This is a genomic window from Nocardiopsis lucentensis DSM 44048 (genome assembly GCF_000341125.1).
Classification (GTDB): Bacteria; Actinomycetota; Actinomycetes; order Streptosporangiales; family Streptosporangiaceae; genus Nocardiopsis; species Nocardiopsis lucentensis.
In genome coordinates, this window is record NZ_ANBC01000112.1 from 44,125 (window position 1) to 61,857 (window position 17,733).

The window sequence follows — 17,733 nt, forward strand, 5'->3', positions numbered from 1 at the left end:
TCCTCATGTCCGACCCGGGACCTTCGTCGGTGTGGAACCGCCACAGCCAGGGCATAGGCTGGAAACCCCTGATAGAACACCTGGGGCCGCGTACCACAATCCTCCCGATGTCCCCACCGCACAGGGCATCCCGGAGTCCGGTCACGCGGGCTCCTCCACCGGCGACCCCACTCACCGCACCCCGGTCTCCGACCCGACCCGATGGCAGAAAGGCGCACCCTGGCGATGACGACCCCTCCCCCCGGCCCGGGCGGCAACGGCAACGGCCGAGTCATCAGCGACCTGATCGACATCCCCGAGGCCGTCCAGGACGGCGATCTGGTCGTCAAGCTCACCGAGAGCGCCACCACCCGCCAGGCCCAGGCCATCGCCGAGTACGTGGTCACCCCCCAGCTCGCCGAGTGCTTCGACCAGGCCCTGGAGACCATCCGCTCCTCCGTCGCCGACGGCAAGTCCCAGGCCGCCTACCTGCACGGCTCCTTCGGTGCCGGTAAGAGCCACTTCCTCGCCGTGCTCTCCGCGATCCTCGACCACCACCCCGACGCGCGCGGCAAGCCCGGCCTGGCCGACATCCTCGCCAAGCACGACACCTGGCTCGCGAACAAGAACTTCATCGAGGTCAAGGCGCACCTGGTCGAGGAGACCGTGTCCATCGAGGCCAACATCCTCGGCGGGTATGTCCGCCAGGTTCGCGCCGACCACCCCGACGCCCCCGTTCCGGCCGTCTACCGCGCCGACGGGCTACTGGCCGATGCCCGCGAGCTGCGCGCCAACCTCGGGGACGACGCCTTCATCGCCCAGCTTCCCGCCCGGGGCTCCACGTCCGATGACGGCCAGGGCAGCGGCGGCGCCGACGTGTGGGGCGCCTTCGGCGGCCCCGCCGCCTGGACCACCGACACCCTCGACCAGGCGTTCGCCGTCCACCCCGAGAGCACCGACTCCACCGAACGCACCCTGCGCGAGGAACTGGTCAGCGCCCTGCTCGGCGGCCCGTTCAAGCGCTACGCCGCCAGCGTCGGCGACTCCGGGGACGCCTACCTCGGCATCGACGAGGGCCTGTCGGTCATCAGCCGCCACGCCAAGGAGCACCTGGGCTGCGACGCCGTCGTCCTGCTCCTGGACGAGCTGATCCTGCGCTTCACCGCCTTCATCGGCGACGAGGCGCGCATCAACGGCGAGATCCAGAAGATCGCCAAGCTCGTCGAGTCCTCCCACAGCCACCGGCCCGCGCCCATCATCAGCCTCGTGCCCCGCCAGCGCGACCTGCGCGACCTGGTCGGCCTCGGCGGCGGAACCGAGGGCATCTCCCAGACCATCAGCTACTGGGACGGCCGCTTCGGCCACATCAAGCTCGCCGACGCCAACCTCACCGAGGTGGTGCGCCACCGCCTCATCAAGCCGCGCGACGCCGCCGCGGAGGCCGAGATCGACACCGCCTTCGAGCGGATGCGCAACACCCGCGCCGAGGTGCGCGACACCCTCCTGGACAGCGACGGCGGCGCCGACACCAGCACCTGGGAGGACTTCCGCAACCTCTACCCGTTCAGCCCCGCCCTGCTGCACGTCATGGTGGACCTGTCCGCGGCGCTCCAACGCCAGCGCAGCGCGCTCAAGCTCCTCCTGCAACTGCTGGTCAACCACCGCACCAGCCTGCCGGTCGGGCAGATGGTGCCGCTCGGCGCGGTCTTCGACGTCCTCTTCGAGGGGGAGTCCCGCCCCTTCAAGGACCAGCTCAGCGCCGAGTACGCCAAGATCAGCACCTTCTACCGCAACCGGGTGCGGCCCTGGCTGCTGGACAAGCACCGGCTCACCGAGGCCGACACGGCCGGGATCGACGTGCGCTCCCCGTTCCGCCGCGACGACCTGCTCGTCAAGACCCTGCTGCTGAGCGCGCTCACCCCCAACGTGCCCGCGCTGAAGGACCTGACCGCCAGCCGCGCCATCGCCCTCAACCAGGGCATCGTCAAGGCCCGCCGCACCGGCCAGGACGTCACCGCCGTCACCCAGTTCTTCAAGGACATGGCCGCCCAGTTCGGCGAGGTGCGCGTCGGCGCCCAGTCCACCAACCCCACCATCTCGCTCAACCTGCTGCGCGTGGACACCGAGGCGCTCATGCGCAGCGCCTACCCGGCCGCCAACGACCCCGCCCTGCGCCACCTGTTCAAGCGCCTGCTCTGGGAGGAGCTCGGACTGGACGCGGGAACCGAGCGGACCACCGTCGTGTGGCGCGGCACCCAGCGCACGGTCGAGATCGTCTTCGGCAACGTCCGTTCGCCCGAGGACATGGACCGGGAGGACTTCCAACCGCTGGCGGCCAACGCCGTGCGGGTGGTCGTCGACTACCCCTTCGACGAGGGCGACCACAACCCCACCGAGGACCGGCACCGGGTGCAGACGCTGCGCCAGGAGTTCACCGAACCCGTCGCCGGGCTGGTGTGGCTGCCCACCTTCCTGTCCCCGAACCGGATCGAGGACGCCCGCCGGATCCTCATGATGGAGTACCTCCTCCAACCGGGCATCGTGGAGGAGAAGGCGCCCGACTGGAGCAGCGACGACCGCCGCGAGGCCCGCGCCCAGCTCGACAACCAGCGCAACCAGCTCACCAACCAGGTCCGGTCCCTGTTGCGCGGCGCCTACGGGCTCGTCGAGGCCGGCCCCGACAGCGGCGACTACGGGGCCCAGGCGGACCCGCACATCGAGCCGCTGCCGTCGTCGCTGTCCATCCCGCTGGAGGCGGGCAGCCAGTTCCCCGCGGCATTGGAACGCGTCACCTTCAAGCTGCTGGACCACCTGTACCCGGAGCACCCGGACCTGTCCAGCCCCACCGGCAAGGCCGCGGTGCGCCGCAGTGAACTCAGCACCGTGCTCGCCGCCGTCGAGTCCGCCAAGGCCGACAAGCTCAACCGGTACGAGCCGCCCAAGACCGACCTGAACGTGCTGCGCCGCATAGCCGACCCCCTGCACATCGCCACCGTCACCGAGGTGTTCGTGCTGCGCGACGACTGGGTGCGCAGGATCGACCGGTACGCCAGCATCGACCAGGCCACCAGCACCGACGTCAACGTCGGCAAGCTCAAGGAGTGGATCCGCACCCGCGAGGACGGTCAGGGCCTGCCCGAGGACATCGTCGACCTCATCGTGCAGGTCTACGCCGTCCAGAGCGACCGCGCCTGGATCCGGGGCGGCAAGCGCTACACCGGCGCCACCTTCGGCCAGCTCGCCGGTGACATCGTGCTGCGCCGCCAGGAGCTGCCCTCCGAGGAGGACTTCGAGCGGGCCAACGAGCGCGCCGAGCGGATCTTCGGGCTCACCCGCCAGCCGCTGCGCAGCGCCCGCGCCGTCCAACGCCTGGCCGAACAGCTCAAGGAACAGGCCCGCCGCCTCCAGTCGGGCACCGAACACCTGGTCGGACAGCTCACCCGGCACGCCCGGGTCCTGGGGCTGGACGACGACGCGCCCCGCCTGCGTACCGCCCGCGCGTGCGACGACCTCCTCGGCCGCCTGGGTGGTCTGACCGACGACACCGAGCTGGTCACCGCTCTCGGACAGGCCGCCCTGCCCGGAGAGGCCGGGGTGTACAAGATGGCCATGACCGGCGCCGGAAACCTGGCCAGCGCTCTGGACGCCGCCCAGTGGGAGCTGCTGGAGGCCCTCGAACCACTGGCCCGCGAAGGCGGTGACCAGTCCGACCAAGCCGCCGGAATCCTCGCCCGTCTCCAGGAGACCGCGCGCCACGACGAGAGCAGCAGGCGTCTGGCCACCGCCCTCAGTGCAGCCAACAAGGAGGCCGTCGCCCTGCTCGTGCGCAAGCCCTCCAAACACACCGAGAAGGAGGGTTCGGGCAAGGGGAACGGGACATCCGAGAACACGGGTAACGACAGCGGTCCGGAGCCCCAGCCGCAGGAGACCGTCTCCTGGGTGCGGGTCGACTCCCACGACGACGTGGCCACCACCGTCGCCAAGCTCCGCCGCGACCTCGGCATCCCCGAGGGCAGGGCCATCCAGATCACCATCCGGGAGGCCGAGTGACCGCCACCCGAGGCACCGCCCCCGCCCCCACCGCACTCGGACGGGTCAACGAGGAGGCCGTCACCAGCGCACTCCAGCGCGCCCTGGAGGCCGAACAGCGCCGGGTCGACAAGGGCCACCGGCCCTCCGCCGCCCGCGCCCTCGCCCTGTCCGCCGACCCGCACTGGGAGGGCCCAGACACCCTCAGCGTGCGCCACGGCGACGCGGACCTGACCGTGCGCGTCGCGGGCGCGGACAGCGTCCTGGCCATTGTGCGCGAACTCAGCCTGCTCGGTGAGGACGTCGACCACCTCGTCGTGCTCACTCCGCTCGACCCCGCCGACTTCGGCGAGGCGCTGCTGGGCAGGTTCCTCGGCGAGGACGTCACCCGACTCAACGACTGGGAACTGCTCGCCACCGACCTCAAGGTCACCGGCATCGACCCGCGCCTGTACTCGGGCCGGTGGAGCTGGCTCGCCCACACCCTGCGCGGCATCCGCGCCACCCGGCAGCTACGCCTGGGCACCGGCGTGCTCAAGCTCGAACAGGCCCTGTCCATCGCGGTGTCCGTGCGCTTCGGCCGTGAGCCAGGCGAACAGGTCGACAGCGCCGCCCTTCTGGAGTGGACCCGCGACCCCCACGCCGTGGCCGCGTTCACCCGACTGGGCGAGGACGAACGCGACGAGCTGCGCGCCGCCGCCGTGGAGGCCCTGGGCGCCGTCCCCCGCGTTCTCTTCACCCTCCTGGACCGCGGCCACGCCCTGGACGCCATCCCCATCGGACTGACCCTGGGCGAGCTGGCCCGGGCCGCGCGCGACGAACAACCCGGTGCGGAACAGCGGCGCGGGGTCGCCCACAACGCCCTCATCCGGGCGCAGGAACGCTACTTCGGGCTGAGTCGGCCCAGCTCCCGGGACCTGGACGAGTTCGGCAAGTCGTGCGTCGCGGCGCTTCTGCGTCTGCTCGACCTGTCCGACCCCGTCCACGCCGACGAGACCATCCGCCGCGCCGAGGAGCTCCTCCTCCAGCTCGACGCCGGATCGATCGCCGAGACCAGCGGTCTGCTCGACGCCGGACTGCACAGCCGCATGGCCGACCTGGGCCGCGCCATCGGGGTCGCCCTCGGCGAGGGGAACGCGTCCGTCGGCGAGTCCCTGCCGCTTCCGCAGGACCTGCGCGAGGTGGAGGAGGCGCTGACCAGGCTGTCCGAACACCGCCGCCACGCCCCCGACAGCCGCTCCGGGCTGGTCGCGGTCAACGCGGTCCGACTCCTGCGCCGCCTGGCCACCGGCACCGCCGCGCACCCTCTGGGCGCGTCCGCGCCCACCACCACCCGGGCCTGGGTGCGCGCCCACGTGCGCGACACCGGGTGGGTGGACCGGGCCGCCTCCCTCATCTGGCACCACCACACCGAGGTGCCCGTCCTCGACCAGGCCCTGGCCACCCTCTACCACCGGGTCCGCGCGTGGCGGGCCCTCGTCGACGCCGAGTTCGCCACCGTCGTCAACCGGTGGAACGGCGGACACTCGCCCACCGACGAACAGCCGCGCGCGGAGAACCTGCTCGCCCACTTCGCCCGCCCCCTGGCTGTCGGGAACGCCCCCCTGGTCATCGTCCTGGACGGGATGAGCGCCGAGGTGGCCGTACAGCTCGCCGAACACGTCAACGCGCGCGGACGCCTCGTCGAGATCGGCCGCCAGGACACGGACGGCGACCCGGCCAGGGAAGGCGCGCTGGCCACCGTCCCGTCCACGACCAACTGCTCGCGGGCCTCACTGCTCACGGGCACCCTCACCACCGGCAAGCAGGACACCGAACGCAAGGGGTTCCGCGACCTGTGGGCGAGCCCGGGCTTCGGGCGCCGCGACGCCGTGCTCTACCACCAGCGCGACCTGGAGGCCGGGGCCGGACAGCACCTGCCCGTACGGGTCCAGGCACACCTGGAGGACACCGGCACCGTGGTCGGGGTCGTGCTCAACACCATCGACGACGCCCTGGCCAAGGGCCGGGAGGGCAACGACCCCACCTGGCGGCCGGAGCAGGTCGGCGCGCTCACCTCCCTCCTGGACGCCGCCGCACGCGTCGGGCGGCCCGTCCTGCTCACCTCCGACCACGGCCACGTGTGGGACCGCCAGGAGGCGCGCAAGACCCAGGCGGGCGAGTCCGCCCGGTACCGCACCGGGCAGCCCGGGGACGGCGAGGTCCTCGCCACCGGCGACCGGGTGCTCGTCGGTGACGGCCGCCTCGTGGTGCCCTACCGCGAGGACATCCGCTACACCGACCGCAAGGAGGGCTACCACGGCGGGTTCTCCGCCGCCGAGATGGTCATCCCCGTCCTGGCGTTCGTCCCCGTGCTCGACCGGGCGCCCAAGGGGTGGTCCCGGCTCTCGCCCGCCGAGTCCGAACCCACGTGGTGGTCCCAACCGCTGGAGGGCACCGCCGCCCCCGTCGCGGAGGCCGGAACGGCATCCTCCCCCGTCCAGAGCGGACGGCCCGCACCGGCTGCCTCGGCTGTCTCCGGGCCTGTCCGGGACGCCGCGGGCGGTCGACACAAGAGCACGGACGGTCGACGGTCGCGCCCCAAGCCCGCACCGGACCAGACCCCCGCGCTGTTCGGGGACGAGGACCTGGCCCCCGACAGCCTGGGCGCCAGGGTGACCGCGACGGCTCTGTTCGAGGCCAGTCTCGCGCGCGTGGCCAAGGCGCCGTCCGCGCGGGAGATCGGCGCGGTCATCGACGCCCTCGTCGCCGCGGGCGGCACCCACCCGCGCCTGCCGGTCGGCGCCGCGGCCCGGGCCGCGGGCAAGTCCGAGGCCCCGCACCGGGCCGTGCGCTTCCTCAAGATGGTCGGCAAGGTCCTCAATCTCGAGTCCTACCCGGTCCTGACCCTGACCGACGGCGACCGCGGCGCGGAACTCAACACCTCCCTGCTCCACCAGCAGTTCCTCAGCGAAGGGAGCTGACCGTGACCACCGTCAGCGCCGCCCGCCGTGACGACGTCGTCGGAGCCCTGCGCCGCGGCACCGTCCCGCACAGCGGCCTCGACCTGTTCGCCGTGGGCCTGGACCGCTTCACCCACGCCCTGGACCGGGAACTGGGCTCGGTCACCAGCGGGGGAGCGGAGTTCAAGGCGGTCCGGGGCGAGTACGGGTCCGGCAAGACCTTCTTCGTCCGCTGGTTGGGGGAGCGGGCCAAACGCGCCAACTTCGCCGTCACCGAGATCCAGATCTCCGAGACCGAGACCCCGCTGCACCGGCTGGAGACCGTCTACCGGCGGCTGACCGAGCGCCTCACCACCGCCACCCAGCCGCCCAGCGCCCTGCGCGAGATCGTCGACAACTGGGTCTACGCCCTGGAGGAGGACGTCCTGGCCACCGGCGAGGTGGCCGAGGACGACGAGGAGGCGCTCGACGCGGCCGTCCTGGAGCTGCTGGAGCGGCGGCTGTCCGNCGCGGCTACCACCGGGCCCAGTCCGAGGGCGAACCCGCCATCGCCGAGGCGCTCATCGCCTGGCTCGGCGGGCAGCCCAACGTCGCCTCCGCCGCCAAACGCTACGCCGGGATCAAGGGCGACCTCGACCACTTCGGCGCCCTGGCCGCGCTCAAGGGTCTGCTCGTGCTGCTGCGCGACTGCGGCCACCCCGGGCTCCTCGTGGTCCTGGACGAGCTGGAGACCCTCCAGCGGGCCCGCACCGACACCCGGGAGAAGGGGCTCAACGCGTTGCGCCAGCTCCTGGACGAGATCGCCAACAAGCAGTTCCCCGGCCTGTACCTCGTCATCACCGGCACGCCCGCGTTCTTCGACGGCCCCCAGGGGGTCCAGCGCCTGGCGCCCCTGGCCCAGCGCCTGCACACCGACTTCCTGCCCGACCCGGCCCACGACAACCTGTACGCCACCCAGATCCGCCTGACCGGCTTCGACCTGGCCAAGCTGCACGAGCTGGGCGCGGCCGTCCGGGAGCTGTACGCCGACGGCGCCGACACCCCCGAGCGGGTGCGCGAGAAGGTCGACGACGGCTACCTGCTCGCCTTCGCCGAAGCCGTCGCCGGGGAGCTGGGCGGCCGGGTCGGTATCGCGCCCCGGCTGTTCCTGCGCAAACTCGTGGACGTGATGGACCGGGTCGACCAGAACCCCGACTTCGACCCCCGCGCGCACTACCGCCTGACCGTCGGCGGGCATGAGCTCACCGAGGTGGAACGCGGCTCCCACGTGCAGCGCGCCGCCAGCGCCGACGAGGTGGAACTGGACCTGTGAGCGGCGCCACCGAGGACCCCGGCGGGCCGGGCCCGAGCAGCCTCGACCTGCTCCACCCCACCCTGGCCCACCACGTCGTCAACACCCTCGGCTGGCCCGGGCTGCGTCCGCTGCAACGCGAGGCCCTGGCCCCGCTGATCGACGGCGGCGACGCGGTCCTGCTCGCGCCCACCGCCGGGGGCAAGACCGAGGCGGCGCTGTTCCCCCTGCTCACCGCCATGGCCGGGCGACCGGGGGACGGGCTGTCGCTGCTGTACGTGTGCCCCATCAAGGCGCTGCTCAACAACCTGCTGCCACGGGTCCAGGCCTACGCCGGGTGGATGGGGCGCACGGCCGAACTCTGGCACGGGGACGTCACCACGTCCGCGCGCCAACGCATCCTGCGGCGTCGGCCCGACATCCTGCTCACCACCCCGGAGTCCCTGGAGTCCATGCTGGTGAGCGTCAAGGTCGACCACCGGGCGTTCTTCACGAACCTGCACGCCATCGTCGTGGACGAGGTGCACGCCTTCGCCGGGGACGACCGCGGATGGCACCTGCTGGCCGTCCTGGAGCGGCTCGGCCGGGTGGCCGGGCGCCCCGTCCAGCGGGTGGGCCTGTCCGCCACCGTGGGCAACCCCGACGACCTGCTCACCTGGCTCCAGGGTTCGGCGGCGGGCAAGAGGCCAGGGCGGGTCATCGCTCCCGGGGTGCACCTGCCCGAGCCCGGCCGCGTGCCCGACGAGCCGCCGCCCGGCGACGTCGAACTCGACTACGTCGGCTCCCTCACCAACGCCGCCAAGGTCATCGCCTCCCTGCACCGGGGGGAGAAGCGCCTGGTGTTCTGCGACTCCCGCAAGTACGTGGAGGAACTCGGCCACGCGCTACGCGAGCTGGGCGTGACCACCTTCCTGTCCCACGCCTCCCTGTCCCTGGACGAGCGCCGCCGCGCAGAGGCCGCCTTCACCGAGGCCCGCGACTGCGTCATCGTCGCCACCAGCACCCTGGAACTGGGGATCGACGTCGGCGACCTCGACCGCGTGATCCAGATCAACGCACCCGGCACCGTCGCCTCCTTCCTCCAGCGCATCGGCCGCACCGGGCGGCGTCGGGGAAGCATCCGCAACTGCCTGTTCCTGGCGATCGACAAGGCCGGACTCCTGGACGCCGCCGGTCTCCTGCACCTGTGGGGGCGGCACTGGGTGGAACCCGTCGTCCCCACCCCCGAACCGCGGCACATCGTCGCCCAGCAGCTCCTGGCCCTGTGCCTGCAGGAGCCCGAGGTGGGTGCGAGCCTCTGGCCGGAGTGGTGGGGCGACCTCGAACCCTTCCACCAGGGCGAGCCGATCGCCGCCCACCTGATCAGGGAGGGGTTCATCGACCTGGACGGCGGGCTGATGATGATCGGCCCCGAGGCGGAGAAGCGCTTCGGCCACCGCCACTTCATGGAACTGACCAGCGTCTTCACCGCACCGCCGCAGTTCACCGCGCTGAACGGGCGCACCGAGATCGGCCGGGTGGACCCGGCGCTGCTGTCCTCCGACGAGGAACGGACCGGACCGCGCCGCCTTCTCCTGGCCGGGCGCACCTGGGTGGTGACCGGGGTGGACTGGCGCAGGCAGCGGTGCTTCGTCGACCCCGTCGAGGGGGGCGGAGGCAAGGCCAAGTGGGACTCGGGCGGCCACCTGGGCTCCTTCTTCCACCTCACCCGAGCGGTGCGCGAGGTGCTCCTGGGCGCCGATCCGCTGGTGCGGCTCACCCGCAGGGCGGTCAACGCCCTGGCCGAGGCGCGTGAGGAGCACATCGACCTCGTGCACCCCGCAGGGTCGGTGATCGTGCGCGCCGCCAACGGCGACCTGCGCTGGTGGACCTGGGCCGGTGCCCGGGCCAACCTCACCCTGATCGCCAGCCTGGGAAACGCCGCCGACCCCAAGCAGCAGCCCAACGACGCGTGCCTGCGACTGAACGCCGACCTGGACCCGCGCACCTGGGTCGCGGCCAAGAAGGCCGCTCGGGAGAGCGTCACCCTGCCCACCGTGGCCACACGGGCCCTGGAGGGGCTCAAGTTCAACGCCGCCCTGCCCAAGCACCTGGCCGAACGCACGCTGTCCGCGCGCCTCGCCGACGTGGAGGGGGCGCGTACTCTCCTCACAGAAAGCACCCGGTTCATTGCCCAGTGACGACTCTGCCGTACCAGAGGACCCGCTCGCCCGTATTTCCCGGCGGGTGGAGAAGTTCGCCGAGGAAACCGAACAGAGGGCAGGTGAGGCAGCTGCGGGGCGGATCCAGCGACTGCTCGAAACCTACCGTGAACCGGAGTACCGGAGGGGAGTCCACGCGGCACTCGCCGAACTGAACGAGTCCACGGAGCCGTCTGAGGAGGACTGGCAACGCTCCTTCGAGGAACTCGAGTCACTCGTCGAGCCGCTGCTGAAAGCCGGATGGTGGATGTTCGACGAGTTCCAGGAGGGTTACCACGAACCAGGCCACGGTCCGACGATCACCGCCCGGCTCGTCCGTTCCGGAGTGGTTCTCCTGGCCGAATACGACGTGTGGGCACAGCGGATCTGCTTTTCCTCGGACGAGTTCCCCGCAGCCGAGATGAACTCGCTGTACCCGCTCATCGAACCGCTCGACGCACCCGTGACGTTGGACACCGGTCCCAGCAGCGAGGCGGCTACAGGTACGATCGCTCGACGGCTCGGAGCGCTCGGACTCCTGGACCCCCTCCACATGAAGGCCGCCGAGGGCAGTGACGTCAGCACCGACGAACTCCTCTCCTGTGCCTACGCCGACTGGATCTTCGCACCGGCGGCCGCCTACAGCGGGCTCTCAAGGGAGGAGCTGGGGACCAGGCTGAACCAGGAGGAGGGGTTCAGGACCTACTACGAGTTCGTTCGGGGCCTGGTGGGACGGGACGTGTTCCCCGACTACGTTCCCAGCGCGGCGGCGATCGGCGTCGCGCTGTGGTGCTGGAGGAACGAGACGGCCGTGGAAGGCCATCACCTGCCCGACGACGTTCTCATGGCGCGGGTCAACATCGCGGTGACCAAGGCGGTCATGCCCTATCTCGACGACGTCGAGGGGACCGATTGGGATGCGATCGAAGCTCGGCTCACGGATTCCGATGGGGCTCTTCCCGACGGGCGGAAGATCTCCGGCCTGTTCGGTGAGGGGTGGCCGGAGGTACGAAGGACGGTGTCCGAACAGCTGCGCTTGTGGAAGCGCCTCGACGAGGACCTTCTCGGCCCCGAAGCGACCTTGCGGCTGCTCAGCGTCGGCGGAGCGACAAGCTACACGCGCCACTGGTGGGGCCGGGGCCGCTGGGACGCCATCTGCGAGCGGATCGTACGCGACGCGATCCAAGCGAGGGTTCCGCTTCCTGGGGTTTACCGCGACACCACGGCGGAGACCCTGCTCAAGGACCTGTCGGAGCCCGATCTTCTGGACGACGAGACGCTGGACTGGCTCATCGACATGCCTGGCGCCGACGCGGACCAACCGGGAGGGCTGCGTCACCATCCGGAGGCTACCCGCCCCGTAACCAGGGAGTTCACCATCCACCTTCTCGCGGAGGCGAGCGAGGATGAGGATAAACGGAGGTGGTCCCCGACCATGGTGTTGAGTCACCTCACCTGCGCAGAAGTCGGATCTTCGGGAACATCGTGACGGTGTCGTGCCGGTCTGCGCGATCGAGGAGTGTCCGGGCCACGGTGAGCGCGTTGTGGGGGTACGGCTCACGGCTGCGGTAACGCATGCTTCCGAGCATTCGGAAGGAGCCCCCGGGAACCGCTGCGCGCGGTTCGGTGCCGCTTCGAGCGCGTCGACACCGCTTGGTGGGCAAAGCAGTCACTCTTGTGTCCCCGGACGTTGCGAGTCACGGATACGCACCACAGCGCTGCACACGAACTCCCAGCTCGGGGGTGGTCCCCAAGGGTGTGTGGTCAAGGCTGTCGGCACCGGGCTCGAGGACTCCAGTGAATAGTCCGGTAGCGGTCGGAGAGAGAAGTCCGCCGTTCAGGAGCGCGCCACGCGCGTGTGAGGCGTGCTCGGCCGGAGAACCGCGCTTCCGGCCGTTCAGGGCACTGTCCCGGGAACGGACGAGCCGGGTACGCCCTTCGGGGACCTAGTTGTTCACTGTCCTCCTCCAGGAGCAGGACGCCACTCATTGGCTCCGGCCACGTCCGGAAGGCCGTTGCGTCCCGAGCCGCAGCACCGCCTCCCCCAGGTCCGCCCGTCGCCCTCCACCACCCTCAAAGAACGCCTTCGGCGCGGTCTCGCCTCTTACCCCCACCTGTTCATCTGGTTCGGGGAGTCCACGCTCTCCTACTGGGTCGCGGGCCCCGCCGGCCTGGCCGAAGCCTCCGGCCCCGACTCCCTCACACGCATCCTCGAACGGGTCCCGACCCGCCTCTGATCGGCTGCGACCCCCGGCGATGGCCGCGCCCGAGACCGGAGCGGTCGCCGTTGACGTAGGCCCCGACGTGGAGCTTCGCCTCACCCGCTTTGACCTGTGCGGAGAACCGCAAGTACGTTCTACGTCGATCGTCGCCTATGTCCGTCCAACCCAGTGGAGCACCAAAGTGAACAGTGAAGCCGTCGAGCAGGCGGCCGCCGTCCCCGGATGGTTTCAGGACAACCTCGATCTGCTGGTCGGCGTTCCCCTGCGGATCCTCCTCATCATCCTCGGCGCGCTGATCGTCCGAGCGGTGGCCAGGCGCGCGATCTCCCGCGCCGTGGAACGCCTCCTGCAGCCCTCCGAAGGGGAGAACGCGCCGAACCGCTCCGCCCGGGGCCCCGCGGTCCTCCAGCGCGACGCGTCCCGGGCCAGCGAGAGGCGCCAGCAGCGGGCCCGCACCATCGGTTCGGTGCTCAGCAGCTTCACGACCATCGTCGTCGTGGGGACGGCCCTGGCGATGATCCTCGACCAGGTCGGCATCGCCCTCGGTCCCCTGCTGGCCAGTGCGGGAGTGGTCGGCCTGGCGATCGGCTTCGGTGCCCAGAGTCTGGTCGCCGACTACCTGGCCGGCATGCTCATCATGATCGAGGACCAGTACGGCGTCGGTGACGTCGTCGACCTCGGTGAGGCGGTCGGCACGGTCGAGAGCGTGGGTCTGCGGCTCACCCAGGTCCGCGACATCAACGGCGGCCTGTGGCACATCCGCAACGGCGAGATCCAGCGGGTGCGCAACGACAGCCAGGACTGGGCCCGCGCCGTCCTCGACGTCTCCGTGTCCTACGAGTCCAACCTGGAGAAGGTCTACGAGGCCTTGGAGCGGACCGGCCGGGAGATGCGCAAGGACCCGCAGTTCGAGGGCATCCTCCTGGAGGACCCGTCGATCTGGGGTGTGCAGTCCCTGGACGCGGACGGCGTCGTCGTGCGCTTCGTCGTCAAGACCGTTCCGCTCGAGCAGTGGGCCGTGACCCGTGAACTGCGCCGCCGCGTGAAGGCGTCCCTGGACGCCGCGGGAATCGAGATTCCCTTCCCCCAGCGCACCGTCTGGATGCGCACCGACGGCGGTTCCACCGCCTGACGGGGCCGCCCTGATCGAGATGGGCTGCCACGTGATGGCCGCGCACGCCGGGTGAGCGTGCGCGGCCATCATCTTGGTCCTGATTTCTCGGACCGCTCGCGCGATCCTTCCGTGGGCCGCCCGCCCGGCCTGGTGCGGCTCACGGGGTGTTCCCCCCTGCACGACGCCCGCACCGTGGAACCCCTCAGCCCGATGAGTGCCACCGGGGACGTGAACGGTATGGACTCGCCCGGCGGCGGCCCGACGCCTCACCCCCGGCTGCGGGCCTTGTGGGCGGCCCGCCGGGCCGCCTTGGCCACCCGCCTGTCCGGGTGCAGCCGCCCCAGGGTCTCCAACGCCGTGACGGTCTGGGGGTGGTCCACCCGCCACAGGTCGTCGGCGGTCTCGAGCACCATCCGCCCGATGGACCCTCCGTCCGCCTCCTCGTTGAGGGCGAACAACGTGCTGACCTGGTACTCGCCCAGTTCCATCGGCCCGGCGACGGTGTCGATGACCATCCAGGGGCCGTGCTCGCTGAACATCCGCCGCCCCTCCTCCCGGGAGAGCGCGTCGGAGCTGAGCAGCGCGCTGGCCGCGAGGCCGACCATGGTCCTTCGGTCCGATCCGAGCAGGGCGCGCAGCGCGGGCGCGGTCCGCTCACCCAGCGAGTTGAGCACCATCGCGCCCAGGGCGCGGCGCGCGGCCCCGTGGCCGGTCGGCGCCGCGGCGGCCTCGGCGATCTCCCGCACCGCCTCGTCCGCCGTGCGGTTGGCCGCCCACGGCGTGACCTCGGCGGTGTGGTACTCCCTCGGCAGCGCCGCCAGCGCGTCGAGGAGCTCGTCCGCCCCGGCCGTGGCCAGGGACCCACTCAGCGGTGCCGGGATTCCCCAACCGAGCAGGAGCTCCCGGGTCCCGAACCGGCCCAGGGGGGTGAGCGCGACCGAGCAGTCGATGACCCCGGCCGCGTGGGCGGCCTCCTCCTCAGCCTGGTCGGGGACGCGCGAGCGGGTGTGCCCCGGCCGGTACAGGGCCGCGAGGGGCGGGGGAGTGCGATCGGTCAGCCGCACCGCGCCGATCCCGGCGAGCTCGTGCACCGCGGCGTAGAGGATCTCGGTCATGAGCTCCTCCCACCTCTCGGCGTCCGGGGCGGGAAAGAGGCTCACTCCGTCTTCCCGGGGGACCAGCGCTCCGGCCAGCTCGGCGAGGGGGAACTCGGTGCCGTCGGGCGCCTCGTACAGGGAGCGCAGGGTCGGGGGAAGGACGTCGGACCCGTCGATCCCCGAGCGGCGGTAACCGCCCGGGGTGGGCGGACCCTCGATGACCGCCTCGAACAGGTCCGTCCACAGGTCCAGCACCCGTTCGGGGTCCGCCTCCAGTCCGTGGACCGCGCCGGTGGGGCGCGCGGTGGTGGCCCGTACCTCGACCAGACCCAGCTCGACGGCCGCCTCCCAGGGCAGCAGGAAGTCGAGGAGGTCCCTGGCGGTCCGGCTGTGCCGCAGGGCCTCGGCGCGCTCGGTGGCCTCCTTCTCGGAGACGACCGGCCACAGGTCGAGTTCCTCGACCGCGGCGCGGGCGTCGGTGGGGCGGGGCACGCCGGTACCGGTCAGTTTCCGGCTCGGGGCGGTCCACCGGGCCAGCCGGACCGCGCCGAGCAGCAACGGGGCGTCCAGGGCCGTGCGGGCGAGCTCGTCCGCCGGGGGGAGCGTCACCGGCCGGGCGGGGTCGGCGCGTGCGGCGGCGTCGGCGGGCTCGTCCAGGGGCAGTGCCCCGACCGCCGCGCGCAGCGCCTCCCCGATCTCTCCGACCTCGAGGTCGTCGGGGGCGAGCAGCCCCACCCAGGCCCGCTGCTCCTCGGCCTCGCCGTGGGAACCGTCCTGGATCTCGTCGGGATGGTCGCGCAGGTGGCGCAGGTGTTCGTACCCCTCGGCGCCGCCGCAGTCCTCGGGCGGGCAGCCGCCGTGGCCGTCAAGGAACCGCGGGTAGACGGTGCCGGTCGCGGCCTCGCCGACGTCCTCCACGGTGATGGTGTGCCGCCAGTCGTCGCCGAAGTCGTAGCCATAGGTGCCCTGGGAACCGGGGCGCCGCAGGACGTCACCGACCCTGGCCGCGCGCTCGTCCCGGTCGGGGGGACCGAACCCGGGATGGTCGTCCGCGTGGCCGCTGTAGCGCCGTCCGCCGAACTCGAAGGTGTGCAGGTGTTCGTCGTTCCAGCCCATGACCGCCTGGATGACCGTGTGCAGTTCGTCGAGGCGGGTGACGGAGGGTACTTCGACGCGGCGCCACACCGGAGGGTTGGTGCCGTCGAGGGCGATCGTGAGCCGGTGGACCCGATGCGACGTTGCGCGGCGTGCCATACCCTCTCCCTGAGGCTTGCTGCGGTTCGGTGCTCTCAGTTCTAGCGGTCGGCCTCGGGGAAGCACGGCGGTTTCGGGAAATCCGCGCGGAGAAGGGCACGAGACGGGTTCCGCGCGGGTCCGACGGGCCGGACCCGCCGCCGGACGCGGGACGCAACGCCGCCCCCGACCGTCCGTGTCGGGGGCGGGCGGTAGGTTCCTCGGGACACCCGCACGAAGCATCGGAGAAACCCCCACCATGCCCTCCTCCACCGCCTGCCGCCTCGTCTACTGCGAGGGGTGGGACCCCGCCACCGCCCGCCCCGTCGGCCTGTTGGCCCCGGGCGCCGCACGGGAACGCGACGAGGCCGGTGAACAGTACGCCGTGCTCGTCCGGGACCCCGGGGGCGACCCGCTCGTCCTACTGGAGATCGCCTGGTCGCATGACCACTGCGGGGTCTGGCTGTTCGACGCCGACGGCGAGCGGCGCACCCACCACCGCTACGCGCGCCGGGAGGACGGCGCGCTCACCCTCACCCACAGCCGACGCTGGCCGGACCCCGCCGCCACGGAGGGCACCGACGCGGACCAGGGGCTCGTGCTGACCACCGTCGTGCTGATGGGGTCGGAGTGGGCGAGCTACCACAACGACTACCTCGGCGGTGGGCGCACCACCGTCAACCGGTGGCCGGACGAGGACCTCGTGGCCATCGCGAACCTGTCGGCGCCCGGGTTCGGCCGCTGGGAGGAACTCCTGGCGCTGCACCCCCGGCTACGCGAGACGTCCGTCCGGTTGAGTGACGCCGACGTCGAGCCCGACTCCGCTCCCGTGCCCGCGCCCTGGAGTCCTCCGGGCCCGTTGGCGCCGGTCGGCGTCGACGAGCTCTTCCGGCCGGGGACGCGACACCGGGACGCGCGGTGGAAGAGCGCGGGCACGGTCGAGGTGCACGACATCGGGACGATCGCCCTGCCCACCGGGCGGCTCCTCGTCTGTGACCCCTCCCGGCTGGTGGACGCCGAGGAGGAGCAGGCCCTGGCGGTCCCCCTGCCGCCCGGCGATCACCCCATGCGGCTGTCGGTGCTGCGCTCCACCGCTCCCGACCGGGAGTTCGCCCTGGTGGCGGGCCTGCGGATCGACGTCGCGGATTTGGCGGGAACTCCGGTCGACTCCTGGGAGATGGCCCTGAGCCCGGGCCAGGACTTCCACGTCCTCGGCGAGGGTCAGTTCTTCGGCGTGCTGGTGGACGGCGGCAGCGGTGTGGTCAGTGCCTGCGACGTGTCATGTCTGCCCCACGTCAAGGAACTGTTCCTGGAGTCGGAGCGCGACCACAACCTCGTCATCGGCCACACGGGGCAGGAGCGGGAGCGGTTCGCCGACCGGGAACGGCGGATGCGGGAGGCGGCCCGCGCCTTCCTCGACGCCCCCGGCTCCCACACGGCCCAGGTGTTCGCGGGTACCGTCGGCGACTCCATGGGCGGGGAGGCGCACACCCGGCACGGTGTGCTCCTGCTGCGGCGCCTGGCCCACGCGATCGTCCACACGGAGGCCCCCGATCCCCTCGCCTCCACCGACCCCCGTGCGCGGTCCGGGGACACCAGCCACTGGTCCAGGACCCTGGACGAGCCCGTCAGTGGCGGGGACCCGG

General features: G+C 71.9%; 8 protein-coding genes and 1 pseudogene. 8 read left to right on the forward strand and 1 reads right to left on the reverse strand.

The genetic code is table 11. The features are described from left to right. Positions 1–225: 225 nt before the first annotated feature. The 7 genes and pseudogenes from D471_RS0103590 to D471_RS0103620 all read left to right on the forward strand — a co-directional run bounded on the left by D471_RS0103590 (position 226) and on the right by D471_RS0103620 (position 13,775). Positions 226–4,029: a bacteriophage resistance gene pglY gene (locus D471_RS0103590; protein WP_026127376.1), complete on the forward strand. Its 3,804-nt coding sequence runs from the start codon at positions 226–228 to the stop codon at positions 4,027–4,029. Then, positions 4,026–6,971: a BREX-2 system phosphatase PglZ gene (gene pglZ, locus D471_RS0103595; protein ID WP_017597361.1), complete on the forward strand. Its 2,946-nt coding sequence runs from the start codon at positions 4,026–4,028 to the stop codon at positions 6,969–6,971. The genes D471_RS0103590 and pglZ overlap by 4 nt, the downstream gene beginning before the upstream one ends. Positions 6,972–6,973: 2 nt before the next feature. Continuing rightward, positions 6,974–8,262 (forward strand): annotated as a pseudogene (brxD, locus tag D471_RS32865) (BREX system ATP-binding protein BrxD). Then, a complete protein-coding gene (locus D471_RS0103605) occupies positions 8,259–10,421 on the forward strand; it encodes a DEAD/DEAH box helicase (protein WP_017597364.1) in 2,163 nt (720 codons plus the stop codon). Before brxD ends, D471_RS0103605 begins: the two are co-directional and overlap by 4 nt. 46 nt (positions 10,422–10,467) lie before the next feature. Then, complete coding sequence (locus D471_RS0103610; protein ID WP_017597365.1) at positions 10,468–11,910, forward strand: hypothetical protein; 1,443 nt, start codon at positions 10,468–10,470, stop codon at positions 11,908–11,910. Between the two features lie 526 nt (positions 11,911–12,436). Continuing rightward, a complete protein-coding gene (locus D471_RS40715; protein WP_017597366.1) occupies positions 12,437–12,658 on the forward strand; it encodes a hypothetical protein in 222 nt (73 codons plus the stop codon). Between the two features lie 166 nt (positions 12,659–12,824). Continuing rightward, positions 12,825–13,775 (forward strand): mechanosensitive ion channel family protein, encoded by a 951-nt coding sequence (locus tag D471_RS0103620; RefSeq protein WP_017597367.1) that lies wholly within the window; start codon positions 12,825–12,827, stop codon positions 13,773–13,775. A gap of 248 nt (positions 13,776–14,023) precedes the next feature. On the opposite strand, the gene D471_RS32875 is transcribed toward D471_RS0103620, so the two are convergent. Beyond that, positions 14,024–16,108, reverse strand: coding sequence for a plasmid pRiA4b ORF-3 family protein (locus tag D471_RS32875; protein ID WP_017597368.1), 2,085 nt, complete (start codon positions 16,106–16,108; stop codon positions 14,024–14,026). 238 nt (positions 16,109–16,346) lie between these two features. Here D471_RS32875 and D471_RS0103630 point away from each other — a divergent pair. Further along, positions 16,347–17,733 (forward strand): DUF4241 domain-containing protein (locus D471_RS0103630; protein WP_026127377.1); only part of this gene is annotated, 1,387 nt, incomplete at its 3' end.